Here is a 26,222-nt window from a genome sequence, read left to right on the forward strand (position 1 = left end):
GCATCCGAACCTGAATCGCACACCATCATGGAAGAGAATAAACGATGTATGAGTCATCCAGTGAAAACAATCTGCACCGACCATTAAATGCCCGTACCCTGGGCATGATTACCCTTGGCGGCTCGCTGGGAACCGGCATTTTTCTGGCCAGCGGCAACGCGTTATCATTAGCCGGCCCGGGCGGTACTCTGATGGCATACCTGATCATGGGAGTGATGGTCTATTATCTGATGACCGGCCTGGGTGAAATGGCAGCATTCATGCCTACCTCCGGCTCGTTTTACGTGTATGCGTCCCGATTTGTCGATCCTTCCCTCGGTTATGCACTGGGATGGAATTACTGGTATAGCTGGGCCGTCACCATCGCCTCGGAAATTTCTGCAACATCACTGGTCATGCAGTTCTGGTTTCCCGACAGCTCTCCGATGATCTGGTGCACTCTTTTTTTAACACTGGTTACAGGATTCAACGCCATCTCCACAAAAACATTCGGCCAGGCCGAATACTGGTTTTCCTTTATTAAAATCACTGTCGTTATCCTGTTCATCATTATTGGTTCGCTCATTGTGCTGGGGATGACCTCCTGCCACCCGGGCAGATTTCAATACTGGAGGATTGGCGACGCGCCATTTCATGGCGGTTGGCTGGGCATACTAGGCGCGTTCATGATTGCCGGTTTCTCGTTTCAGGGAACGGAGTTAATAGGCATAGCGGCGGGAGAAAGTCACGATCCGGGCGTTAATGTCCCCAAAGCGGTAAAAATGGTATTCTGGCGAGTTCTGTTATTTTTTATTTTATCCCTTTTTATCATTAGCCTCTTGATTCCGTACACATCGCCTCAACTGATGTCGTCCGATATTGTCACCAGCCCTTTTACCCTTGTTTTCACCCAATACGGCAAGGTATTTGCCGCCACAATCATGAACAGTGTCATTCTCATTGCCATTTTATCCACGGCCAATTCCGGTATGTATGTTGCCAGCAGAATGCTCTGGTTTCTGGCCAGAGAGGGTCATATGCCGCCGACGTTTGCCAGGTTGAACCGACGAGGCGTGCCCATTCCTGCTCTGGCAGCCACCTGTGGGGTTGCCATGCTGGCTTTTTTATCATCATTTTTTGGTAACGGCCAGGTCTATTTCTGGTTGCTCAACGCCGGTGGTCTGGCGGGATTTATTGTCTGGATGGGCATTGCCATCAGTCATTACCGTTTTCGCAAGGCTTATCTCCATCAGGGCAAGGATCCAGCACTTCTTCCTTATCTGGCCAAAGGATTTCCCTATGGCCCTCTGTGTGCGTTTGGCCTGTGTCTGCTCATTATCGGCGGCCAGAATTATCAGGCTTTTATGAATCACCACATTGACTGGCACGGTCTATTGGTATCTTATATTGGCTTGCCGCTATTTATCCTGATCTGGCTCGGCCATAAATGGATAAAAAAAACCAGAATGGTCGCCCTGCGGGATTGTTGTTTTGACATCGAATGACAGGGCAAATTATCAGCACGACGTCATCAGAAACAACAATCACACCGGCAATCCATTTCAGTGATCCGCACATCAAAACCGATCCGGCATTAATTAGAAAAACTGGCACCTTATCTTTGCCCTCAAAAACCACTTATCGATCAAGTTTCAAATAATATTTTCTAATTAAATAATCAATCGATAATTTTCCTGAACCGGTACATAAGAGCATTAAAATCATTATTCCCCATTGCATGTGATCAGTCAGACCGACCGCACCGTCAGGTGTCCATAAAAATTTATATGAGAAAACCGCAAATAAATTAAACAGAAAAAGTCCAAGAAAAACAACCCTGGATCCTAAGCCTAATGTAATCAATACAGGAAACCCAAGTTCACAAGCGGTTCCCAGGTAGGCAGCAAACGTAGGGGATATAACCGGTACCATGTATTCGTTCTGAAACAAGAAAATGGTTGACTGCCAATTACCAATTTTGGTTAAACCAGACAGGAAAAAAACCTGGGCCAAATAAAGGCGTGTTATAAGAATGAAAATCGGAGCAAGAAAATCAAAGATTTTATCATTTAATAAATAGGTCTTTGCTATAAACGTTTTCATATAGCCTCCAACGAAAAACGATTAATCCATTGATTGCGAAGGGCTTTAGTTAAAAGAACACCAATTTTCTCTTCACTAATCCATTGACTTAAGTCAGCTACTACGTTTTGCCATGCTATTTGGTTTCCAGATGATAAAAATTCCAGAAGCAAATATTCCTCATTACTAATTAGCATAATACATGGTAAATCGTTATGTTGATAAATAACAATTTTTTCAGGATAACCCGAAATTTGTATTTCCTTATCCTCTTTAAAGTAATTCATAGACCATATTTGGTAAATAGGATAGTCAGAACCAAGTATTTTTAAATTTGGCGTCAAATGAAAACATAACGATTGAATAGCTCTATCTTCCAGCTTTGAAAAAGATTCAAAATCAAAGGGTTGGGCAGGAGAAAAAAGTTTTAATGTATGCCAATGCCATTCAATGGTACATAGCTCATGTAAATAAGGCAGTGCTTTAGCGGGCTCAAAACCAGCGATAAATTGAGGGAGGCTATCACCGTATTGATTGATGTCGTATTGGGTGGATTGATGTTGATTAATATAACGATGCAATAAAGCATACCAGAAAGAATCCCCCACCAAACGCAAACAGAGCGGGAATGTTGATTTCAAATGATTAAATAAAGTGGCGTGATGGCTTTCGAGATACACCGCAATACCATCAAATTTTGATTGAGTGAACCGGTTGGATAACGGGTCTGACTGAACTTCTTCTCTAAACTGCGCTATCCATTCGTGCTGGATTGCCTCAAGGAGAGTATTACGCATAATGATTCAAACTCCGCTCTGCCACTCGTTTTATTATAGCTTTCGCTTTAAGCATTTCTTCATATAAGACAGAAAAATCAGGCAAATTATTATCCCACTCGATAATTGTGGGGGTATTGACAAAGAGGTTTTGGGCTTTTTCATAAAGTTGCCAAACGTCCTGATAAATTCTATCGCTATGACTATCCAGTAAATAACCCTCTTCTTTTGAAAAGCCGCCAAGATGCATCTGCCATACGTGTCTGGCATTGATTGATTGAAGGTATTTGTCTAAATCGTCGTTATGGTTATACCAGTTCACATATAAATTATTGACGTCCAATAAAATTCCACAACCTGTTTTCGTGCTAAGCTCATTAAGGAATTCCGCTTCGGTTAACGTGTTTTGCTGGTAGCTTACGTAACGTGAAACGTTCTCAAACATGATTGCCTGGTTGAGATATTCCTGGACTCGATTTGTTTTTTCAATAATGAAAGCCAGTGTTTCCTCAGTATAAGGGAATGGGATAAGCTCATGAGTAAAAAATTTGTTGGCATGAGTCCAGCATAGATGATCTGATATCAGACTCGAATTCAAACAACGGGCTAAATCCTTTATTTGTTGCAAATATTGATAATCTGGTTCGGAGGATGTGGCAATTGATAATCCAACGCTATGTAGACTCATTGGATAAAACTCTGCGATTTCAAGCAATTGCTTAAATTGAATCCCTGATTGCCTGATATAATTATCAGCGAGAATTTCAAAATAATCGATAGAGGGCTGCCGATTTAATATGTCGTCTATATGTTCAAGCCGCAATCCAATGCCTGAACATCCTGAAAAACATGCGGCTTGATTAATAGAATTATTATTTGCCATTCTATTTAGCTTTTAACCGTCCCGTTAACAAGTTTATCGCAAGTACCTTTGGGCAGGTAAATCCAGTCTTTTTCTGAGGCGTCTGTCTTGGATTGGCCAGCACAAGCGTGTTGAGCGGTACCACAATCATTTTTGCCCGCTTTAGCCACACCCTGACATTTTTCCATATCATTTGTAGTTTCGGCACTGGCTGGTACGGTAGCAATTGAAAGCCCGGCGGCCATAACAGCAGCCATTGTTATTTTAGAAATATTATTCATAATGCCTGTCCTTTATTATATGATTAATCCATATGTTATTTAATAACAACGTCATTAGTATAGTATCATTTTTCAATTTGTCACAGGATATAAATTGAACCTACATCTTTGAATTAATTGAAAAGATGGGAAAAAGAGTTACGCCACATTATTTTCCTCCAATATTGGGCAATACCCCTGATTTTTTTTGAATCGGATCTAAGCACAGATTTTTGATTTCCCACCGAACTGCTCTATCCATGCAATCTTCTAGTGACTGGTAAATTAAACCCGCACTGGGTATTTATCAGGCATCCTTAAGTAGTACTGTTTCCATTTAATTTTGACAGGTTAACTGTCATTCCCGCGAAGGCGGGAAACCATTCCTGATGTGGCTCAGTGCTTGATTCAGTATGGATCCCCGCCTTCGCGGGGATGACAAAAAGACAAACATTCTGTGCAAGCCAACCTGTCAAAACTAAATGGAAATGGTACTAGGAAGGTAAATTTTAAGCACCTTGGGAAAATGACAACTATCGATCTTGATGAATACCTGTAACTTCAGGTTAAAAAAATGGTCCGCAATATAATTTTAAATTTGTGGCTATAATTAAATCCGAAGTTATTTGAAACAAAGGGATTTTTTTAAAATTTTTTTGAAAGGGATTCTTATATGCAGCAAGTAAATCATATATCGGCAACTCAGAAAATCAGTACGTTCTCAAGAAACATAGCGAGGTTTTTTGACACCTTTACCGATACTATTGACTTTCTTGGCCGGATTGGATGGCCTGTAATTGATTTGGCATTTCGAATATGGATAGCGCAGCAAGTATTAGTCTCAGCGATTCTTTTAACTAACCAATGGGATACTGCGGTTTATTTAGCCCAAAATGAATACCCGGTTCCATGGTTATCTCCTGAATGGGAGGCGCTGTTAGGAATATTGGCACAATTTATTGGCGGTATTTCCCTTCTTTTTGGCTTGTTTACCCGATGTGGGGCAGCGATTATTGCAGTATTCGCGGCTATGACCCAAATTTATTATCAACCCATAGATCTTAATTTGCTCTGGATCACATTAATGTTGGGCTATGTGTTGAGAGGGCCAGGTCCCCTTTCTCTTGATAATTTGTTTGAGCATGGATTTAGCAGAAGTCCTTTGCCATTTGCAATGGCGATTGTAACCTTTGTAGATAAAGCAAGGGGTTTTTTTTCAAGTTTGTTTTTATTTCTTTTACGTATCTGGTTAATGATTTCATTGTTGCTGGCCAATCAAAACGTCGAAATAATTTCTCCTGATAAGCTACAATCTCTTACGTCGTGGCTACCTTTAAGTTCAGCATCAATCGTTTTTAGCCATTTTTCATTATTTATTGCCCTTTTTTTGGGAGTTGGCTTTGCTACCCGCTTTGTTGCAATTCTGGGATTAATAGTTGTTCTTTTTAGTTTTACTCCAGAAGTAACGGGGTTTGATTTATACTGGGTGATGGTGATGGCCATTTTATTTGTTTCAGGTCCGGGATTCATATCATTGGATCATGTGATTTTTAATGCTTTGAAAAAACATTATCCGCAGCTTTCTGGCAAACCGGCATTTAGCCTGGACAACTTACCACGCGTAGTTATTATTGGTGCCGGGTTTGGGGGTATTGCTTGCGCCAAGGCATTACGTCATATGCCAGTCAAAATCACTTTAATTGACAGACATAATTATCATCTTTTCCAACCATTTTTATACCAGATTGCTACTGGAAGTCTCTCGCCAGCTGATATTGCCATTTCGATTCGATCCATATTTATAGAGCAATTTAATGCAGAAATATTATTGGGAGATGTTACAGATATTAATAAAGAGGAGCGACTCGTTATAGCTGATAATTTTACCATTCCCTATGATTATCTGGTGATAGCAACAGGATCAACCCATAGCTATTTTGGTAAGGATAATTGGGCTCCTTATGCGCCAGGGTTAAAAACAATTAATGATGGTACCTCCGTACGTAGCCGCATAATCAGAACGTTTGAACTAGCCGAGCTTGCGCAAAGTGATGAAGAACACAAGCAATTGTTAAATTTCATCATTGTGGGAGCAGGACCTACTGGTGTTGAGCTTGCCGGGGCAATAGCGGAACTTGCACGATTTGGGTTCGTAAAGGAATTTCGTCACTTTGACCCATCGTCAGCAAATATTATCCTGGTTCAGGCGGCACCCCGCATTTTGCCCACTTTTTCAGAAAAAATCTCGGCAAAAGCTCACAGCTTTTTAGAAAGTCTGGGTGTTACAGTATTAGTGAATAGTATGGTCGAGCAAATTGATGGTGATGGCGTCATTATTAATAATGAAAGAATTTATTCAAAATCGGTTTTCTGGGCGGCGGGGGTTGCTGCTTCTCCGGCTGCAAAATGGCTTCAAGTAGACGCTGATCCAGCGGGTCGTGTTATAGTGAATGACGATCTGACCGTAGCTAATTACGCAAATATTTTTGTTATAGGCGATACTGCCGCCTCAAATGCCTGGAAAGGTAAGCCAGTACCTGGCATTGCTCCTGCCGCAAAACAATGCGGTGTTTATGTAGCCAAAGTCATTTCTAAAAGGATTTATAATAATCAATCAAAAAACAAACCGTTCAAATACGTTCACTTGGGTAGCCTTGCTACTGTTGGTCGTAAAGCCGCCGTTGCTGAGTTTAATAGTTTTAAAATCAGCGGAGAACTGGCCTGGTGGTTTTGGGGCGGGATCCATGTCTTTTTCCTGGTTGGCTCTCGAAATCGTTTAAGTGTTATTTTAAACTGGTTTTGGTCTTATTATACGTTTCGTGCCAATAATTTGCTTATAACGGATGATTCATTGAAGACAAGAGATAAATCAGAAACAAACTAATACCATTTCCATTTCGTATTGACAGGTTGGCTTGCACAGAATGTTTGTCTTTTTGTCATCCCCGCGAAGGCGGGGATCCATACTGAATCAAGCACTGAGCCACATCAGGAATGGTTTCCCGCCTTCGCGGGAATGACAGTTAACCTGTCAAAATTAAATGGAAACAGTACTAATTGGTGTAAGGGCTTACGGAGCCTAAGCACAGATAACCTCATAACGACAGCCTCTAATAAAACGTCCAGATGATATTCATTGCCGAAAGATATTGTATTTTATCCTGTACGCCATTTAATTGTTGCAGCAGGGGCAATGAAACACCTAATTGCACTATGAACTGTTTGGTCGAATAGGAAAGTGACGGCGTCATATACACAATATTGCCGCCGGAATCCGGATCATATTGACCGGCAATTTTATCTTTTTTATCGTATTCGCCATCCACTTCCAGTAAACCAAACAGAATATATTTGTTGGTTGCGCTCGCAATGTTTCGACCCAATCCAAATTGATAATAATATTGGGAACCTCGATGAATGTTTTGATACGGTGCGATCCAGGTGCCTCCAGGAGAAACGAACCAATACCAGTCCACATACATACGATTGAAAGTACCGCCAATAAAATAACTGGGCGTGCCATAACCGGTTGCGGGATCTTTGCGAGCCGAACCCGTGGGCGCCTTTGCCGCCACAAGTACAGTGGCCTGTGCCGTATAGAGCCGGTTGGAAGCGTTATAGAAAGCGTACTCCGCCTGAAATCCCGTATCCCCTATCCCCGAGGAATGTCGAAAGTCCTCAATATAATTAACCGCGACCGGTAGATAAACTAATACCGCCAATGAGTCGCTTATCCCATAATTCAATGCGGCGGTGATATTGGGATATTGCTCGTTGGCCAATTGCTGATAAGAAGGCTGCAGAAATATCTGGGTATTACCCTTGTCAACAATATCCTGGCCAAACGAATAAAAAGGCCCGGGCTGCTGCGCCGTGGGCAGGGAATAATTACCGGTCTCGGGAGGTGCATCCGGCGCAATTGCCTTCGGATTGGTTTTTGCAAACAATGGCGTCAGAAATAAGGCACACACCACTATAAGCAAGACGTGATGATTTTTTCTAGCAGGCAACCTTATCGCTTTCAAACACGATAACCCTGGCGAAAACAACACGCTGTCATCAGAAACAACAACCATATCGGTAATCCATTTCAGGTCATTCCCGGAATGATTTTATCCGGAGGTACTCATCAAACGGACATATTGATGTTTCCTGAGTCCATCCATTATTAGAACGTATAATACTTCCTTTCGTCAACCAGGAGCTCTTCTGTAAACGGGCGTAGTTTGCTTATTTTATCCAATCCGGTCTATTTATAGGCAATCCCGTAAATATCCGGATGAAAAGCGCGTAAAACCGAATGCCCACACCCAGAGGTGTACTCAATTCACGAAGATCAAATAATAGACAAAGTGCTATAATATAGCTACATATTATACATTCCGGTTTATTGATTATGAGAAAATCTCGTTTTTTCGGCAAAGGTAGTGGGTCTCAATGGGACAAACTTATAAATATAAATTCCGCCATGTGGTCAACGAGGTCAACGGAGTCAAGGGTTCTTTCAAAAGGATATACTCCCATATCGATAGGCGGATCAAAGCTTGACAAAAATAACGTCGTAGTCAAACTGAAAACATTAAGAACCAGTAGCTTGGTAGCACGAACCATGCGTGACGTGGAATTTGACAGACAAAGAAGAAAATGGCTGAAAAGCCCGAATCAAATAGTACCGCTGGGGCTGCAGGGTCAGGCGCAGTTGGTTTCGTATGATAAAGAAAATGGCACGGTTGATATGGAACAAACTGCGAAAAATTACCGTGGGCATCACCAACCCGAATCGTCTGAACACATTGGCTTCGGGCTATCGTATTCTGATGAATACACGTTATACCACCTGATGACGCTGGTAAGTGGTAATTCCAGTATTGTTCTGGTGGATCCGACTATATTACCCGACACTCATAAATATCACCAAAGCGTCAGCAGCGGCCCTATCGTATACGACCCTGATGGTACCCCAAGTATCCACACCCACGAGAATGAAATCACCCTTCAGGATGTTCCGTCCTTTCTTATCGCAGGCGCCATCAGAAGAGTCGGCCGGCGAGTGGAAATAGCAACGAATCCATTTTTTATTGACGTACACAATCCTGAAACTCCCAGGGAAATTGTGAGAAAATCGCAAGAAGCCACCATGGCATTTTTAAATTTAAGCACTATTGACAGAACCGGAAGTCCCATACCCGGCATGGGGCGGATATCAGAGCAGGAAATCTCCGAGATCGTTACTGAAGTAGTAGCTCTTAACATGGAAGTTAACCTTGAAATATTGTCAATGAGCGGTCAAGAACAGGATATCTACTACTCAATCCTGCAAGAAATGAGACAACATCAACACAAGCCTTCCACAACATACCACTCTATTGAGGTGGTAGAGGATACAGAGCAAAAGAAAGAAGGCGTTGACACCGGGAAAGAGGAAATCAGCCCCGAACAGGAAGAAAGCGGTCCAAAAACTAAAATTTAGCGCCGGGCGTACCGTTTTATTTACAGGGAGAGCGATGTCTCCCTTTTTTCTATTCCGGATTCACCGAGCCTGAAAATAACCCACCATTTTTTCGTTTCAATACACCCCCAAGAAAATCATAATTTGAACAATTTGTTTGCTTTATGTAAAATAATGTCTTAAAATATACCGTCACTCATCTCGACAAGCCCTGTTTTTAAAGAAAGGAATACCCATGTTTAAAAGATTGGCAACAACACGAAACAGCAGCAATTTTTTTGCACGATCATTCGCCACCAGCAACAGTCCAAGACCACCATTTCAGGTGCGCGTCCCAATCAGCACAAATAGCGAAATCTTTGCCGCCATCCGATCCAATGAAGAAGACGCCAGTAAACTTAAGCAGTTAGGTGACACGTTAAAGGCCCAGCATTATGAGGTTCATCATAGAGACGGCGAACTTTTTGTTGCGCAAACCAGAGAAAAATTGCTCCATGATATCGATCAAGCTGCAAGCGAGGTTGAGCATCAACCTGCCGGTCAATACAAACCTTAGGTTCACAGAACCCGGCAGGATTATCCTCTCCTGCCGCGCTCAGGATTGCGATATTGCAACCACAGTAACGCGAAACCGATAATCGGCAGGAAGATGTCGGACCAGAAAATAACGCCAGCGTTACCGGGAGCAAAATTATGGGCCACAATCATTTGATAGATATGTCCGCCGGCTGCTCCCCATAAAAACATGGCCGGCGCAATAACCGTTGCCGCTCGAAATCCAAGCCCGCCAAAGAAACTGATGACGCCGACGACGGCAAACCCCAGGCTTGCGAAACCGACTTCCAGCTGAAACGGGCTTTGCGACCAGCCGATAAACTGAGCGGCCATCTCCCCGAAAAACACGTGCATGACGAAGTTATAGAAGGAACTGATACCAATGTTAAACAACAGGTAATAGGAAAACAGAATGTCAATAACCGTGGCCTTCTGCAATGGCCTGGGCTTAAAAGCCAATGAAACTCCGGCAAACAGCAGGCTTAAAACAAAAAAAGTCAATGTAAAATTACTTATTACAAAAATAATCAACTGTTCCACGTTCGCTACCTCCCGGTATCATTGCCTTTGTTATAAAAATGTTATCGTCAACACGCCACATGACCTAAATCGTATTGCTTTTATCAACCTGCCACAATGAATCGATAAAGTAGTTTTTACTGTCGGTAAAATTTTGAAGACGCTGAAAACCATTATCATGGGCCAGCTGTGTAATTTGAGTCGGCAGGTATTTAAACGAATACTCCACATGAATGGGCTCCAGCAGGTGGAAATGAAAGGTTCGATTTAACTTTCCGATAACAACATCCTGTTCGCAGCGACTCAGCAAATAACTTTCCATTGCCCCGGAATGAACATTGTAAACACCATAATGTTCAAATTGATCAATAATAAAATTGGCATCCAGTTCGGTGTTCATACGCCGTAATAAATTCAGATTAAACTGACGGGTAATCCCGTCACTATCATTATATGCCCGAGTCAGGACATGGATATCCTTGCGCAAATCAAAACCAATCAACAGATAATCACCATGATTAAGGGATTGCCAAAGATTACGGAGAAATTGATTGGCGGCGGCAAAATCATAATTACCAATGCTCGAACCCAGAAAAAGAACCAGATTTTTGTGTGAGGAATGGCGGGTAAGCCACTGAATACCGTGCAAATAATCTGCCTTAAGACCCGTGATATCAAGCCGGGGCCACTGTTTTGCAATTTTTTTTTCAAGATCAATCAGATATTGCCGGGATATATCCACCGGATAGTAGGTAAAGCGCAAATTCCGTGTCATGAATTCATCAAGCAACAGACTGGTTTTAATACCCTCTCCTGGCCCTAATTCAATAAGGTTGCATGTCTCTTTGGTAAGAAAACCGGCAATTTCCTGTTTGTAACGAGTTAAAATGTCCAACTCGCAATTGGTCAAATAATAATCCGGATGACGGGTGATCTCGTTAAACAACTTCGAACCGTTGGCGTCATAAAAATATTTTGACGGAATTCGCTTGGTCGGCATCGACAAGCCATGATTAATATCGCGCAGGAAGTCTCTGTCGCCCTCCTCCTCAAACCGATCATCAATGATCTGAATCGTTGCGCCCATAAGTTGTTTCCTTACATAGTGACAGCCAGTCTAATACCACAAAATGACCACCGTTTCTCCGGCTGATAAAAATTACGGTAGGTGGGGCGAATGTGATCACGGGGCGTCACGCAACATCCTCCCCGCAACACCATTTGGTTATTCATAAATTTCCCGTTATATTCGCCCAGGCTGCCGGGTAATGGCTTGTAACCAGGATAAGGCAGGTAAGCACTTGCCGTCCATTCCCATAAATCACCGAAAAATTGCTGTGCGACACCGTCAGCCGCCTTGTCACAAGCCTGCGGATGAAAGAGTCCGGACTCCATGAAATGACCTTCATTACAAATGAGGCCGCTTCGCAAGACAAAATATTCCCATTCTTCCTCGGTAGGTAAGCGATACCCGCGCCATCGTGCATAGGCATCAGCCTCATAGTAGCTCACATGGCTGACCGGCTCACAAGGATCCAGTTCTTTCAGCCCGGACAGGGTAAAGACATGCCACCGATCGTTCTGCCTGCTCCAGTAAAGCGGAGACTGCCAGCCGAAACGTTGTATGGCATCCCAACCATCGGCCAGCCACCATTGCGGCTGGGAATAGCCGCCCTGCTCGATAAATTGCAGATAATCCCCGTTCGTCACCAGCTTTGGCGCTATGGCATAGGGGTTGATAAACGCCTGATGTTGCGGCCTCTCGTTATCAAAACAGAAACCGTCACCAAAATAACCAATCGTGGTTAAACCACCCTCCATGGCTATGGATGGTTCGCTACTACCACCGCCTGTACACACACTCCGGGAGGAAGACAAGGATCGGTAAACGGGTAAATCCGGTTGAATGGAAAGATTATGTTTGATGTCCATGAACAAAAGCTCTTGATGCTGCTGTTCATGCTGCAGGCCAACCTCAATGATCGGCGCAATAGCCACAAATTCCTCCTCCGTCGCCCGGATCAGAAGATTTAAAACCCCTTCATCAACGCTCCGGCGATAGGCATACACCGTTTCGGCTGACGGTCTGGACAGCAAACCTCTACGGGGCCTCGGATAAGGGCTGCCAATAGTCTGATAATAGGAGTTAAACAAATAATTGAAATGGGGATCAAATTCTTTGTAGCCACACGGCTTGTCGCTTAAAACAAAGGTTTCAAAAAACCACGAGGTGTGTGCCAGATGCCACTTTGGAGGACTGACATCCTCACAACTCTGAATGACATAATCCTCGGTAATTAGAGGATGACAAATCTCTTCGGTAGTTTTTCTAACCGCTTGAAATCGTTCGCTGAGTTGTTTACGTGTTATCAAAATAATCTCTTTCCATATCTTAATAATTAAACTAAAAAAACACGTATCGCATTGAATATTATAGGTTCTGTGAACCAATTTTTCTTCGCACCATTTTTGCGAAAAGGCAGTAGCCCGTAAAGAGGCCTATGGCCGTATTGCGGGTTTGGTGTGCCAATTATGAACGTTATCCCGCATTACAGCGAAGCCTTCATGACGGGCTACAGGAAATTATTATTTTCGGAAAAAAATTTGTTCACAGAACCTAGAGTGTATAGCAATTTAAAAATGAAATAAACGACGTCATGTTCTTCGCAGACGTCGGGAAAATCCGTTTATATAGGTCGCGGTAATGAAGGTTTCAAGGATCTATGCGCCCAATAATAAAGTCCCGGTAACACCAGCAGGGTCAAAAAGGTGGAGGATAAAATACCTCCGATAACCACCGTCGCCAGGGGTCGTTGCACCTCCGCACCTGTTCCGGTGGACAGTGCCATAGGAACAAAGCCCAGAGAGGCGACCAACGCAGTCATCAGTACCGGCCTTAGCCTGGCCATTGCCCCTCGTACAATGGCATACATCAGATGATTCGTTTTTTTTCCAAGATTGGTGATAAATGTGATCATCACGAGTCCATTCAGGACGGCTATGCCTGAAAGCGCTATAAAGCCGACTCCGGCTGATATGGAAAGCGGCATATCCCGAAGCCATAATGAAAACACACCGCCGGTCAAGGCCAGCGGTATGCCGCTGAATACGATTAAGGCATCGTATTTATTTTGTAAAACCATAAACAACAAAACAAATACTGCCAGCAAGGTCAAGGGCACAATAAACAACAACCGGTTAACGGCAGACTCTAATTGCTCAAATTGCCCGCCATACTCTATCCAATAACCGGAGGGCAAGGCAATATTACCCTCAATGCGATTTTTTGCGTCATCAACAAAAGAGCTTAAATCCCGTCCCCGCACATTGGCCGTCACAAATATACGGCGCTTGCCGTTTTCACGGCTAATTTGATTCGGCCCGATATTTTCATGCAGGGAAGCCACTTCACTTAAAGGGAGAAAATGATTTATCCCGTCTCCTTTCGGCGGCAGTTTAATAAAAATTTCAGACAATATCCGTTTGTCCTGACGTTGACTTTCCTTAAGCCTGACGACCAACTCAAAGCGTTTGTCTCCCTTGTATACCAATCCGGTCACATGACCGCTTGTCCCTGTTTCTATGGCGTTTTGCACATCAGACATATTCAAGCCGTATAACGCGAGTAATCGCCGGTTAATCTCTATCGTTATGGTCGGTAATCCCGTGACTTGCTCTATTCGCATATCCTCTGATCCAGGGATCTGGGTTATAACCTGAAACACCTGTTTTGCGATACGCGATAAATGCGCTATGTCATCCCCGTAAATTTTAATGGCCACGTCCGCACGCACCCCGGAAACAAGTTCGTTAAAACGCATCTGAATAGGTTGCGTGAATTCATAAGTATTGCCGGGTTCTGCGGCCAGAGCTTTCTTTATTTCACCAATCAGACTGTTTTTTGATTTTGCCGGGGAAGGCCAGTCCGCTCTTGGTTTTAGAATAACAAAGGTATCTGCGACATTCGGGGGCATGGGATCAGTAGCCACTTCCGACGTACCTATTTTGGAAAACACCTCCGCCACTTCGGGAAATTTATCAATAACCTCTTCTACCCGTTTTTGCATAACAACCGACTGCGACAAACTGGTGGAAGGAATACGGATGGCATGCAAGGCAACATCGCCTTCATCAAGTCCGGGAATAAACTCCCCCCCCATATTAACGGCCAGCAAGACACTGAATACAACCAGACTTATCGAAAATAATGCGACCCAGCGCCGTTTTTTAAAGGAAAAAATGAGTAACGGCTTATAGATTTTCCGGAAAAATCGCATAAGGCTGTTAGGACGCTCGGTGATTGGGCCGGATAAAAAAACGGCCGTTGCCGCGGGCACAAAGGTAAGTGATAGCAGAATAGAGGAAAGCAGCGCCAGAATAACCGTTTGCGCCATAGGTTTAAACATCTTGCCTTCCACACCGGTTAACGTGAGAACTGGAATATACACCATGGTTATAATGATTACCCCGAAAAGACTGGGTTTTACGACTTCGACCGCTCCGGCCAAAACCGTTTCCAGACGTTCATGCCGCAGTAATTTTCGTTTCAACAAGGATTGCCGGTGCGCTAGTTTCTTGACACAATTTTCAACAATGATAATACCCCCGTCTACAATGAGCCCAAAATCCAGTGCGCCCAGACTCATCAGATTCGCGCTAATGCCTCGCTCCACCATTCCCGTGACGGTCATAAGCATGGATAAGGGAATAACAAAGGCGGTAATCAAAGCCGCCCTGAAATTACCCAAAAACAGAAAGAGTACAATGATAACCAGTAACGCGCCTTCCAACAGGTTATTTTTTACCGTATTAATGGTGGCATCCACCAGATTCATGCGATTATATACCGGGACAGCTTTGACCTCTTTTGGCAGTATTTTGTTAATTTCCTTTAACCGATCATGGGTATCCTCGGCCACAATACGGCTGTTTTCTCCCATATACATGGCCACCGTACCGATCACCGTTTCATAGCCGTTTGCAAGCCCCGCCCCCTGCCGTAATTCATGGCCAATCATGACTTCAGCAACATCGGAAATACGAACGGGAACCCCGTCTCTGGTTACGACAACCACATTTTCTATATCCCGAACTGTTTTTAACTGTCCGGGGGAGCGCATCAGATATTGCTGACCATTCTTTTCAATGTATCCGGCACCGACATTATCGTTATTTTTCTTCAAGGCCGATTCAATATCATCCAAGGTCAAACCAAACCGTATCAACTGTTTTAAATTGGGAGACACCTGATATTGTTTGATGTACCCTCCTATGGCATTGACCTCGGCGACCCCGGGCACATTTCTAAGACGTGGCTTGATAAGCCAGTCCTGAATCGTACGAAGTTTCAGGGGCGTGTATTTTTGAGGATTGCTGGTGGTTAATTTATACATATAAATTTCACCAAGTCCGGTGGATATTGGCCCCATTAATGGGGTTACATTTTGCGGTATTTTATTTTTTACGGCTCGCAGACGTTCGGAAATTAATTGCCTGGCAAAATAAATATCGGTTCCTTCCTTGAATACCACCGTGACCTGCGATAGCCCGTAACGGGACAGTGAACGGGTGTAATCGATTTTCGGCAGTCCGCCCATAATGATTTCAATGGGATAGGTAATGCGCTGCTCGACCTCAAGAGGGGTATAACCTGGAGCCTCCGTATTGATTTGCACCTGAACATTCGTGATATCAGGTACCGCATCAATAGGCAGGCGGGTAAAGTTATAAACACCTAGACAGGCAACCGCTATAGTCGCCAGCAGAACCAGCCAGCGCTGATGAACAGAGAACCGCAATATTGCCTTTAGCATAAGCTCCCTCTAATGGTCGTCTCCCACGCTTTCCTTTTCCATTTCCGCCTTCAGTATGAAGCTGTTTTGGACAACATAATCCTGGCCGGCCTTTATCCCCTGCAAGACTTCTATATAATCGCGGCCCTCTATCCCAAACTGGCAGGCTCTCGGCACAAAACCTCCTGCCGTTTTTATAAAAACAACCTTTTTACCGCCTAGCGTCTGCACTGCGGTTTTCCTGACCGCCACGGGTACTGTTTTACTGGCGACCACCACACGCGCATCAACGTATAAACCCGGGATCCAGATCAGTTTATCAATATCATTGGGTAAAGTCGCGCGAGCCAGCATGGTTTGGTTATGCTCGACACCTAGTGGTGAAACATAATCAATAACAGTAGCCATCTTTTTTTCAGGTACTTTTTCATTGTAAATAATTATTTTCTGTCCTTTTTTAATCAGATCCACGTTTTTACGATAAATAAACAAATGAACCCAGACAAAAGACAAATTCGCTAACTGATAAACGGGACTACCCGTTTTTACAAACTCCCCCACATTCGCTTCCTTCTTAATGATATAACCGGAAAAAGGGGCATGGATTGCATACGTTTGCAGCGTCTGATTGCTTTCAATCTCAGCCAGCAATTCGCCTTTTTTAACCTTATCGCCAAGAAATTTGGTGAGTTTTTTAATAATCCCGCTATACCTGGGATAGATAAAGATGGTCTTGTTCGCATCGGGCACAATTTTACCAAGAACATCCCTGGTCATTTGAATTTCCTGTTTCCCGGCTTGCTCCGTTTTGATGTTATATTTTTTTATAGTCTTCGCGCTTAAAATAAGGACATGGTTTTCATGATGGTTTCCTTCGACGCCCAAAACCGTACAGGGGAGCAGGATAACTAATAGTAGACACAGCCTTGTTTGCCACATAATCATTCCTTTTTCACTATTCTTTTCGCAAATAGCCCGTAATCCGGATCATCGCCTTATCAAGCCTTGCGTGAGAACTTTGATAATGTCTTTCCTCTTCAAACAACACACGCATCGCATTGGACAAATCGATATAGGTATACAATCCCTGTTGATAGCCTTTCTGGGCGAGAGCAGCCGCTTTTTTCGCCAAGGGCAGTAATTCTTTTTTAACCCGCTGTGATTCTTCCAGATTTTGACGCATATCAAGAAAGGATGCGGTGAGCTTTTGCCTTAACTCAAGCTGCAAGGCTCTTAACTCTTGCAGGGTTTGAGTATATTGTGCTTCAGACGACAGTATTTTTCCCTGATTGCGATCAAACACGGGCAAGGAAGACGAGGTGGCGATAACCAGAGCGTTTTCATTATCGTCCGCAAAATGCCTGCCACCCAACTGGAACTGTAAAGTCGGCCAGACGTCTTTTTTAACAGCCGTAATGGCTGCCCGTTTTGCGCTTAACTGCGCTTTTTTTTCGGCAACAAACACATTGTTCCCTATGGAGTCGGTTATCTCCGTCCAGGACATTCCATAATGAGGCAGTCCTTTATCTTCCAGTATTTTGCCATCGGCATGACCCTTGCCAATCAACCGCTCCAGAAAAGCTTTCTTTTTTTTAATCGCCCTGCACGCCCTGCTTTGCTGAATTCGGGCTTCTCCCAGCGCGATTTGCGCGAGTTTCAAATCAAGTTCCGCGCTGGCGCCCGCGTTTTTTCTTCGGGTAATATCCTCTACGATATTCTCATTCAGGCGAGTCAATTTCTTTGTCACACGATGCCATTTGTCCGCATATAGCACATCAATATAAGCCTCTCCAACCGCTATATAAAGTTCCGCTTTTTTTCGCTGTATCGATATGATCATGGCCTGGTATTGAGCATAACTGGCCTGCCGGAGGGTATGCCATTTTCCCCCCAAAGGTATCGGCTGGGTAACGGATAGTGTCGTTTCCGCCGACTCAAACCCTTTGAAAGACCCCGAGCCGCCGATATTCTCCCCTTCTAACCGGATGGAAGGATTTAAAAACTGGCTATTCTGGACAAATCGGCCTTTTATGTCATTCGCCTTTTGAATTTGAGCCTGTAACTCCGGGTTGTTTTGAAACGCCCAATCCAGAGCCCGGGCAAAACGCAAGGTGTTTTCGGCATGCACGCCCTGCGTCATGACAAAAAATAAAACAACACTTATCCACCAATAGAGTCGGATCATTCCTGGCCTTATCCGGAGCGTTTCTTATCTGTCGATATTCATATTGGAATGGTAACCCTGTCCAACCATCAACGTCTGATACCATCTTTAACTTAAAACAAATGAAATTAAAAGTCATTGAATTAAAATAACAATCAAGTCAGACTGCGGGAAACCGTGTCTAATGCGTGCCCGGCAAACCATTATCCGGATGATTGAAGCATTTAAGCAGTGTATTGGCCGCCATCTCTCCCATGACCTCTTGCGGACTGAAATCCATGGATGCCGCAAATCCAAGTTCTTCTTCCGCCCCCGTCCATTTGACCTCGCCCTTTAATATGGGTTCAACGCGCCTAATCATGGCCTGCATGGCCACGGCATCTATAGACATAAAACGTTGTGTCTGGCTTTTGTGCATTTCGGTCAAGGTTGCATGCAGTGCGTACTTTAACAGATACAACGCATGGTTCACGGATTGAATCGCAGGATCAGGTCGAACGGGATGTGTCGCGTTATAAAGGTGGGTAAACCGGTAATCATGGGGTGAAAAATCAGGGTTTATCGTATCCGACTGGTCGGGCGTCAGACACTCACAACGGAAAAATAATAAAACGCTGTGAATAGCACCTGTCCGGGTTATTTTGAAACACCCCTGAAAAACAAAAGGTCGCTCCCATACGGCAACGAGCACCAGTGTTTCAATAGTAATATTGGTAAACGTTTTATTTTCAGACATGGTCGTTAAGCTAGCAAGCAAGAAAAACCGGCTTGTCCTGATCCTGATTTACATACACTACGCACTGCCGCAATCTCTGGAATCTGACATCACTTGCGTATCCCTGATTCCGTGTATGCGCCATCTGATGATAATACCTCCCCTGTTCGACCGCTTTCCTGCGGTTCAGCGCCATTTTTCCGGAAAAATCCGTCTCGACTTGTGCTGATAATATCATGATCTTTTTTATCGTGAATGGTTACTTGCAAGGTATCACCGAAATCGTTGTTGAATTCCGATGAATTGACGTAATCAGACAACATTCCCTGAAACGTATCCAGTGCGGTTACAAGCTCTACGGCATTCCATTTTACGGCATGCTGATTGTAGGGAGAGGCTTCGGATTTTGCAATGAGATCAAACATCAGCCCGGCTTCAGGCCCACGAAGACGTACACCCGGAATGTACTCGTGATTCGGGTTTCCCCTGCCAAACATATGCAAATGGAGCATGCCGGGCTCCTCTTCCGTTCCAATCATGGTTATGCCCGTAGTCTTATCAAACGTATGGGCATTATTACCAAGAAGGGATGTCTGCGGGATTAAATCCTGCTTTTTATAAATCTGCATCATCATGGATGCCACTTCGTTTAACCCTTTTTCCTCAACCGCCGTATACGGCCGATTAAGCGCGGAAGCAAGCGACTCGCCCTCTTTGTTCAGATAACGAATGATAGTGCGATATCCCCGGCAATCGCCAGGGTTAAGAATAATGGAGTAATGATACAAATCGCCCGAACGACTGCGGTAAGCCACGTTAGCAATCGACGTACCCGCACGCCTGTAGGCAATGGCCCAATGTTCATCCGTGTACTGATGATTGACATATTCTATTTTGCTTTTCATGACCACCTCATCGTTTGGAATCAATTCACGCACTTTTTACTATTTTACATTATATCAAAATGACTTAATTAACGACACTTGTTTAATTTTTAAATCATCTTGCTCCAGGGGTGTTTTTAAAGTTTCGTTGCTGATTAACCGGTCTTGAATAACAGCTGTTTATCATCTAGCCTTTATTGTATGGATGAAATGACGTCATACTCCGGATGATTAAGGAATCAAAATGACCTACGTAGACGGATTTGTTATACCCATTCCCCAAGACAAATTACCGCAATACCGAAGTATGGCTGAAGCTGCTGGCAAGATATGGATGGAGCATGGCGCCCTGGCGTTCAGGGAGTGTGTGGCGGAGGATACGACGGCCCATGAAATGATTGCTTTTCCCAAACTGGCTCACGCGAAAGACGATGAAACCGTCCTTTTCTCCTATATCGTTTTCAAATCCCGGCAACACCGCGATGAGGTCAATAAAAAAGTGATGGACGATCCGCGCATAAAGGAAAATTGCGGCCAACATGGTTCCTGGTTCGATTGCAAACGTATGGCCTATGGCGGCTTTGACGTATTGGTCGATATGTAAGAATTATATTTATAAAGAGAAGGATTTCTTATGACAACGATCGGCACCTACCTTGCAAAACGCCTCCAGGAATTAGGGGTGGATGATTATTTTGCCATACCCGGCGACTATAATCTGGGACTGCTTGATGAGTTTTTAAAAAACAAAAATCTCAAGATGATCAATTGCTGCAACGAACTCAACGCGGGCTATGCCGCCGATGGCTACGCCCGGGTCAAAGGCGTGGCGGCTTTAGTGGTTACTTACAGTGTGGGTGGATTAAGCGCCGTCAACGCGGTGGCAGGCGCTTACGCCGAAAATCTGCCGGTCATCGTTATTTCCGGCGGCCCCAACACCAACTCCGTTCAGGATGCGGAAATTTTACACCATACGCTGGCCACTGAAAATTACAGTTATGTCCGTGAAATCTTTGCCAAAATCACGGCACACGCCATTTTCATCCACAGGGCAAGCGACGCGCCCATGCAAATTGATAGCGCCATTGCCATCGCGCTCGAAAAGAAAAAACCCGTTTATATCGAAATTGCCTGTAACATTGCCGGCGATGAAGTGTCTCCACCGACCCGGCGTGCTCTGAATGTCAAACGCCTAAGTGACACCTCGTCCCTCAAGGCCGCGGTTGAAGAGACGGCGGCGTGTTTAAATAAAGCCGTCAAACCGGTCATTGTCGCCGGCAGTAAATCACGTCATTGCGAAGCGACAGAAATGATTGAGGTACTCAGCGAATCCTGCGGTTACGCCCTGGCAGCGATGCCGGATGCCAAAGGATTCGTGTCTGAACAACACCCCAACTATATCGGCATCTATTGGGGCCCGGTCAGCTCGCCGGGATGTGCTGAAATTGTCGAGTCCAGTGATTTGTATTTCTTCGTCGGCCCCAATTTCAACGATTACACCACCGTCGGACATATGAGTAATATTCAACCAAAAAAACTGATTGTCATTGCCGACGGCAGCGTGTCCGTGGCCGGTAAAGTCTATACCGAAGTATATATGAATGAGTTTCTGCAGGGCTTGAAGGAAAAATTGAATGTCAACGACGCCTCGTACAAAGCCTACCGCCGCATTGCCGGCTCCGCGCCGTTGTATGAAGAACCCGCTGATCTGAATGACCCGCTCACCACCCGCTTTCTGTTTGGCCAAATCCAGAAGATGTTAAGTGATCAATATGGGGTGTTGGCCGAAACCGGTGATTCCTGGTTTAACGGCATGCGCCTGAATCTGCCCAAAGACTGCCCATTCGAAATTCAGATGCAATACGGGTCAATCGGTTGGTCAGTCGGTGCGTTGCTCGGAATGCAAACAGCCCTTCATAATAAAAAACGGGTTATCGGGCTGATTGGCGACGGTTCATTTCAAATGAGCGCCCAGGAAATTTCAACGCTTATTCGCTACGGATTCAAACCCATTATTTTCCTGATGAATAACGCGGCCTATACCATTGAAGTACAGATTCATGACGGCCCCTATAACGTCATCAACAACTGGCATTATTCCAAACTGATTGAGGTGTTTAACGGTGAGAAGGGTACGGCAAAAGCGTTTCGGGCACCTACCCATCAGGCACTTCTCGATGCCATCAGGGAGGCTGTGCAATCCGATACCCTCTGTTTTATTGAGGTTATTCTGGATAAGGACGATTGCAATAAAAATCTGCTTGAATGGGGAGCACGTGTTGCCGCCTATAATAGCAGGCCGCCACGAGCCTAGCACCTCATCCATTTCGTTTTGACCGGTGGTGATATACAAATTGTTCTAGAATTATCTACGTGCCGCGACTTGTTCGCGGCATCCAGGCTTGCGTAGTTCGGAACTTTGAACCACTGGTTCCCGCGAATACATCGCGGGACGTAGACGTTTTTCAAGAATTAAAATCATGTAAAACGAAATGGAAACAGTACCAGGCTCTGAGCCAGGGTTATGCGATAACATAGACTAAGAGAGTTTGGGAGGCTGATATCCTTGTTCTGATTCGTTGTCATCATGAACATTTAATCCCGCAAACAAATCAAACTCAACGTCGTCTCTCGTTTCCCACTGCATGCTTTCATCGTGGGCTACCTCTTTACGAGACAAAACATTCTCAATAATAACGTTTGGCAAACCGGTAAACATGGGCTTTACACCAATTTTATCGCATTGGTTTTCATATTTCATAATTTCATCCTGCAGCACCATGACTTGCTCATCTACTTGATCCCGAATATCCTCTTTGCTGGCCTGTTGAAGCTCAGCACCTTTTTTTTCCAGATGCCTTAATCGAGCAACGACAGTCGCCATAAAATCTATATCTGGTTTGTAAAGTTTCTCTTCACGCCCTTGGGGAACACTCTCTCCATAATTTAGCGTAATCGCAGTGGCTTCACCGTGACGGTTATCAAGATATCGGGAAAGTACGCCGCCCACTTGTCCGGATACGTTCTCAAGCCAGGATTGTGAAACATTCATAAAACACCCACGCAGAATCATTTTTCCGGCATTGTTGGGTCCAATTTCATCCTCAGGCTGTATTCTGTCAGGCATAGTTCTTCCTTAAGCTATGTATTTAATCAAAGTATAGGAAAAATTGAAGCGTATGCAAAAACCGTATTACCTCATTATCATCCGATCGGCAGCAAAATGTCTGAACCCTGATGTTTCCTCATGCAAGATATCTTGCAATGAAATAGGGGTTCTTTCCCTATATCGCTCTGCCAGACTAACCATTTCACGCAGTGTTTTTGCAGTTGATAAATAACCCCGATTTTCTGCCTCGTCGGCCTGTGAGGAAAGAAAGTGTTTTATTTCCTGAAAATTAATTGGTTTTTGATCAGTCATGCGTTTTAATTTATCGAGAACCGTTTCTATCATTACGTCACTTGTGGATATGCTGGAAAATCGGAATGTTGCGGAAAACAAATCACCTGGTCTAAACCGGGACTTATTTCTTAACTCTTCAAATTTTATTGACAATTCCTCAAAAAACATTTTATCCGGAATCAGTTGCATAAAAACATTCTCTTTAATCCAGGTTTTTAAAACCCCGTCATTTCGTGAACATTGCTCGGTAAAAAATGAGAGAATATCTTGCTCGCTAAAATCGTTACTATTCAGCCAGACTTCAATTTGGCTTCTGATCGTCATAACCAAAAAAGCAGGCTCGGGTGGAGGATTAAAGCTTTCAAAAAAAGAAAACATCAACGGATTGACACGCATTGTTCTGTTTGCATCCGGCGTACAATCATAATGCCTGAGTTCGTCGTACCAGCCTTGTAACAAGACCACAAGCTCCGTACGACGGCTCATCGCATTTCTGACAGCTTGTTTTCCTTCATCCCAGTTTCCGAACTCAGGAAACCATCCCAGAAATTCCTCCACATCGGATTCACATTTTAAATAAGGATGCTTTAATCCGGTGGACGCGGCAAGTAAGAGGGCTTGCCGTTCTTGACTGTCAGCAGCGCTCATGAGACATTTCAGATCATCAAACTTTGACGATAAACCCAGCAATTCGCTGGTATAACTCGTGAAAATCCCTTGCCTGAAAGAAATATTGCTTAATTCTTCCTGCATCAGCAATTGTTGCACGGAGGAGAATTGTTTAAACCAGGCTGTCATGTCATTTTTTATCCTGTCATTGGCAAAAATCGCCTCGTGACAGGAAACCGGTAATTTTCCAAGCCATCGGATAACATCCGATATGTCCATTTTCTCATGTTTTTCAATATACCGTTCCAAAAACCATTTAACCGTTTTCTCGTAATTGTCAGGCGTTATGGCCTGAAAAAAAGCAGCGAAGGTTTGTTCATTATCCAGCCATAACCAGAGTCGTTCCGACAAGGCTGAAAGCAATGACCGCGCCAGCGGTTTACCATATGAAACAGAATCACTATAGAATGTACGTAATGTGGCTTGCAGTGCGTCCAGGCTGCCGAACTGTTCGGGAAATTTTTCTGTTATTTGCAGCCAATAGGCTTCTGCCGCGATGTCCTCGTACCTCACCATCTCGTAATAAACAGGGATATCCGTTATCGATTCCGTACGTGCGGCCATCTCATGGACCACAGCCAGCAGAAATTGTTTTCGAATCGCTAAATCATCAAAACTGTGATTAATAACGTATAAAAACTCTGATTTTTTTATAATTTCAATCCAGTTGTTACGCAGCAATTCAATAAGCAACGCCTGGTTATTGCAAGATAAATAGCCAATTATACTGCTAAAGTCTCGTACCTCGCTTAAGGTAGCGAATGCGAATTTCGCAATGCCGGGCGCCGTTGCCCGCAAGAGATCCGCTATAAGTTTCTCATACTCCAAAGCGCGTTCCGGTTTATCGATTTTATATTTTGTTGTCTTCTTTACAAAATAACGGAACGTATCAAAATTGGTTGTCAGCTTGCTGATAAATCGACTTTTTTGTTCCGCCTGTAACACTTCATCCCGCAGCAAAAATGCAATCAAATGGAAGGCATCGTTGTCATCAGGCTCGACGTGAAACAATCGGCCCCGATTCTTGATCGCTTCTAACGCGTCGGTTTTCAGTTGCACCAGATTATGCTGGACAGGCGTTTGTTCATCCGGATTCAGACGAACGCAATACAATTGCGGAAAACGGCGCAATGCTTCATTCAGAGCGCAGGATAACTGATGAGCACAGGGAAAAACTTCCTTGTCAGTAGCGCGCCGACGCTCTTCATCGCTTAATAAATCCTTATCGATATAGGGAACAAAGAGGGCTAACAAATAGTCATTCAACGTGAAATCTTTTCCTCCCCACCCGGTCAGTTTTAATTCCTTGATATCCTCGCTGACCGAAAACTGCCGCCAGATCTCGTAAAATTGCCTAACCGCACCGGCAATGCTTTCAAAAGCCTCTTCTTCCGTACCCTTGCCCATTTTAGACGCGTCATACAATTCGTCTGCCAGAATCTCGAGATAATGGCCAAGATTATTGGCTTCGCGAAACTCAAACGTTTCCTTCAGGGCCTTGATATAACGAATACCCGCATCACCACCGGCTTCTGCCAGCCTGTTCACATCATATCTAGACAAGAAATAAGGGGCAGACGCCTTGCCCCGCGAAAATCGAAATAAATATTCCGGATGCAATTCCGCCTGCTCATAGATTTCCGCTATTGGAACCAGCAATTTCTCATTATCGACACAAGGAAGAAAATGTTCCGGATAAAAGAACCCCTCGTCCTCCGTTTCCGATTTCAGGGAATAGCTTTGCCGGCAAAGCCCGTGCAGAGAAGGGTTCAATACCGTACAGACCGGTTCATCCGGTTCAGCCAACGCGTGGGCAATGTGTAAAAAAAGACGGTTCAACGGATAGTGAGGATGACAGAAGAGGTCATTGTCTCCATTAACAACAAAACGGGCACGCCGCTTTAATAAATCACGTACATGCGATTCGGATACGAGTTCATTTTGGGATTGGGTTATAATCCGTTCCAGAATACTTAAAAACACCTCATTTTCGAGTTGTTCAATTTTTTTTCTGTTTTCCGGTAGGTCAGCGAGATAAATCCTGTTTTTTTCACGGCAATCAGCAAGCCATTCTTTAAGTCGGGAAACGGTCAGCATAATCCATATATGTAAA

21 protein-coding genes are annotated in these 26,222 nt (G+C 44.1%); 6 read left to right on the top strand and 15 right to left on the bottom strand.

The genetic code is table 11. The features are described 5' to 3' along the window. Positions 1-44: 44 nt before the first annotated feature. Positions 45-1,484 (top strand): amino acid permease, encoded by a 1,440-nt coding sequence (locus tag CKW05_RS08410; RefSeq protein WP_058484260.1) that lies wholly within the window; start codon positions 45-47, stop codon positions 1,482-1,484. Between the two features lie 133 nt (positions 1,485-1,617). On the opposite strand, the gene CKW05_RS08415 is transcribed toward CKW05_RS08410, so the two are convergent. The 4 genes from CKW05_RS08415 to CKW05_RS08430 are packed head-to-tail and all read right to left on the bottom strand — an operon-like array spanning position 1,618 to position 3,980. After that, positions 1,618-2,082, bottom strand: a complete 465-nt coding sequence (locus CKW05_RS08415) for a DoxX family protein (protein ID WP_058484259.1) — start codon at positions 2,080-2,082, stop codon at positions 1,618-1,620. Then, a complete protein-coding gene (locus tag CKW05_RS08420) occupies positions 2,079-2,858 on the bottom strand; it encodes an HvfC/BufC N-terminal domain-containing protein (RefSeq protein WP_058484258.1) in 780 nt (259 codons plus the stop codon). The genes CKW05_RS08415 and CKW05_RS08420 overlap by 4 nt, the downstream gene beginning before the upstream one ends. After that, on the bottom strand, positions 2,851-3,720 hold the full coding sequence (gene bufB / locus CKW05_RS08425; RefSeq protein WP_058484257.1) for an MNIO family bufferin maturase: 870 nt from the start codon (positions 3,718-3,720) through the stop codon (positions 2,851-2,853). Before bufB ends, CKW05_RS08420 begins: the two co-directional genes overlap by 8 nt. Before the next feature lie 5 nt (positions 3,721-3,725). Next, on the bottom strand, positions 3,726-3,980 hold the full coding sequence (locus tag CKW05_RS08430) for a BufA1 family periplasmic bufferin-type metallophore (RefSeq protein ID WP_058484256.1): 255 nt from the start codon (positions 3,978-3,980) through the stop codon (positions 3,726-3,728). A 652-nt stretch (positions 3,981-4,632) separates the two neighbouring features. Between CKW05_RS08430 and CKW05_RS08435 the strand changes: the two genes are divergently transcribed. After that, the gene (locus tag CKW05_RS08435) at positions 4,633-6,843 is read left to right on the top strand and encodes an FAD-dependent oxidoreductase (protein ID WP_058484255.1); all 2,211 of its coding nucleotides are present in this window, start codon (positions 4,633-4,635) and stop codon (positions 6,841-6,843) included. Between the two features lie 226 nt (positions 6,844-7,069). On the opposite strand, the gene CKW05_RS08440 is transcribed toward CKW05_RS08435, so the two are convergent. After that, positions 7,070-8,035 (bottom strand): hypothetical protein, encoded by a 966-nt coding sequence (locus CKW05_RS08440; RefSeq protein ID WP_231950418.1) that lies wholly within the window; start codon positions 8,033-8,035, stop codon positions 7,070-7,072. A gap of 533 nt (positions 8,036-8,568) precedes the next feature. Between CKW05_RS08440 and CKW05_RS08445 the strand changes: the two genes are divergently transcribed. After that, a complete protein-coding gene (locus CKW05_RS08445; RefSeq protein WP_133141141.1) occupies positions 8,569-9,429 on the top strand; it encodes a hypothetical protein in 861 nt (286 codons plus the stop codon). 214 nt (positions 9,430-9,643) lie between these two features. Continuing rightward, positions 9,644-9,964: a hypothetical protein gene (locus CKW05_RS08450; protein ID WP_058484253.1), complete on the top strand. Its 321-nt coding sequence runs from the start codon at positions 9,644-9,646 to the stop codon at positions 9,962-9,964. 20 nt (positions 9,965-9,984) lie between these two features. On the opposite strand, the gene CKW05_RS08455 is transcribed toward CKW05_RS08450, so the two are convergent. From CKW05_RS08455 to CKW05_RS08490, 8 genes are all read right to left on the bottom strand, one after another. Continuing rightward, complete coding sequence (locus CKW05_RS08455) at positions 9,985-10,503, bottom strand: DUF6790 family protein (RefSeq protein WP_058484252.1); 519 nt, start codon at positions 10,501-10,503, stop codon at positions 9,985-9,987. 64 nt (positions 10,504-10,567) lie between these two features. Further along, positions 10,568-11,569, bottom strand: coding sequence for an L-histidine N(alpha)-methyltransferase (egtD, locus tag CKW05_RS08460; RefSeq protein ID WP_058484251.1), 1,002 nt, complete (start codon positions 11,567-11,569; stop codon positions 10,568-10,570). Positions 11,570-11,580: 11 nt separating this feature from the next. Next, positions 11,581-12,855 (bottom strand): ergothioneine biosynthesis protein EgtB, encoded by a 1,275-nt coding sequence (egtB, locus tag CKW05_RS08465; protein WP_197697337.1) that lies wholly within the window; start codon positions 12,853-12,855, stop codon positions 11,581-11,583. A gap of 314 nt (positions 12,856-13,169) precedes the next feature. Next, positions 13,170-16,295, bottom strand: a complete 3,126-nt coding sequence (locus CKW05_RS08470; protein ID WP_058484250.1) for an efflux RND transporter permease subunit — start codon at positions 16,293-16,295, stop codon at positions 13,170-13,172. A gap of 9 nt (positions 16,296-16,304) precedes the next feature. Continuing rightward, positions 16,305-17,213 (bottom strand): efflux RND transporter periplasmic adaptor subunit, encoded by a 909-nt coding sequence (locus CKW05_RS08475; protein ID WP_058484249.1) that lies wholly within the window; start codon positions 17,211-17,213, stop codon positions 16,305-16,307. A 16-nt stretch (positions 17,214-17,229) separates the two neighbouring features. Then, positions 17,230-18,459 carry a TolC family protein gene (locus tag CKW05_RS08480; RefSeq protein WP_058484248.1) on the bottom strand — a complete coding sequence of 410 codons (1,230 nt, stop codon included), beginning with the start codon at positions 18,457-18,459 and terminating at the stop codon, positions 17,230-17,232. Between the two features lie 160 nt (positions 18,460-18,619). After that, positions 18,620-19,174 (bottom strand): hypothetical protein, encoded by a 555-nt coding sequence (locus CKW05_RS08485; protein ID WP_058484247.1) that lies wholly within the window; start codon positions 19,172-19,174, stop codon positions 18,620-18,622. Between the two features lie 89 nt (positions 19,175-19,263). Further along, positions 19,264-20,058 carry a hypothetical protein gene (locus tag CKW05_RS08490; protein ID WP_058484246.1) on the bottom strand — a complete coding sequence of 265 codons (795 nt, stop codon included), beginning with the start codon at positions 20,056-20,058 and terminating at the stop codon, positions 19,264-19,266. A gap of 223 nt (positions 20,059-20,281) precedes the next feature. On the opposite strand from CKW05_RS08490, the gene CKW05_RS08495 reads away from it, so the two are divergent. Beyond that, positions 20,282-20,641 carry a DUF1428 domain-containing protein gene (locus CKW05_RS08495; protein WP_058484245.1) on the top strand — a complete coding sequence of 120 codons (360 nt, stop codon included), beginning with the start codon at positions 20,282-20,284 and terminating at the stop codon, positions 20,639-20,641. Positions 20,642-20,671: 30 nt separating this feature from the next. Continuing rightward, complete coding sequence (locus tag CKW05_RS08500) at positions 20,672-22,351, top strand: thiamine pyrophosphate-binding protein (RefSeq protein ID WP_058484244.1); 1,680 nt, start codon at positions 20,672-20,674, stop codon at positions 22,349-22,351. A 225-nt stretch (positions 22,352-22,576) separates the two neighbouring features. On the opposite strand, the gene CKW05_RS08505 is transcribed toward CKW05_RS08500, so the two are convergent. Together CKW05_RS08505 and CKW05_RS08510 are read right to left on the bottom strand one after the other, a co-directional pair. Next, positions 22,577-23,164, bottom strand: coding sequence for a hypothetical protein (locus tag CKW05_RS08505; RefSeq protein ID WP_058484243.1), 588 nt, complete (start codon positions 23,162-23,164; stop codon positions 22,577-22,579). Between the two features lie 66 nt (positions 23,165-23,230). Further along, on the bottom strand, positions 23,231-26,206 hold the full coding sequence (locus tag CKW05_RS08510) for a hypothetical protein (protein WP_058484242.1): 2,976 nt from the start codon (positions 26,204-26,206) through the stop codon (positions 23,231-23,233). Positions 26,207-26,222 lie beyond the last annotated feature (16 nt).

It is taken from the genome of Legionella spiritensis (assembly GCF_900186965.1).
GTDB lineage: Bacteria > Pseudomonadota > Gammaproteobacteria > Legionellales > Legionellaceae > Legionella_C > Legionella_C spiritensis.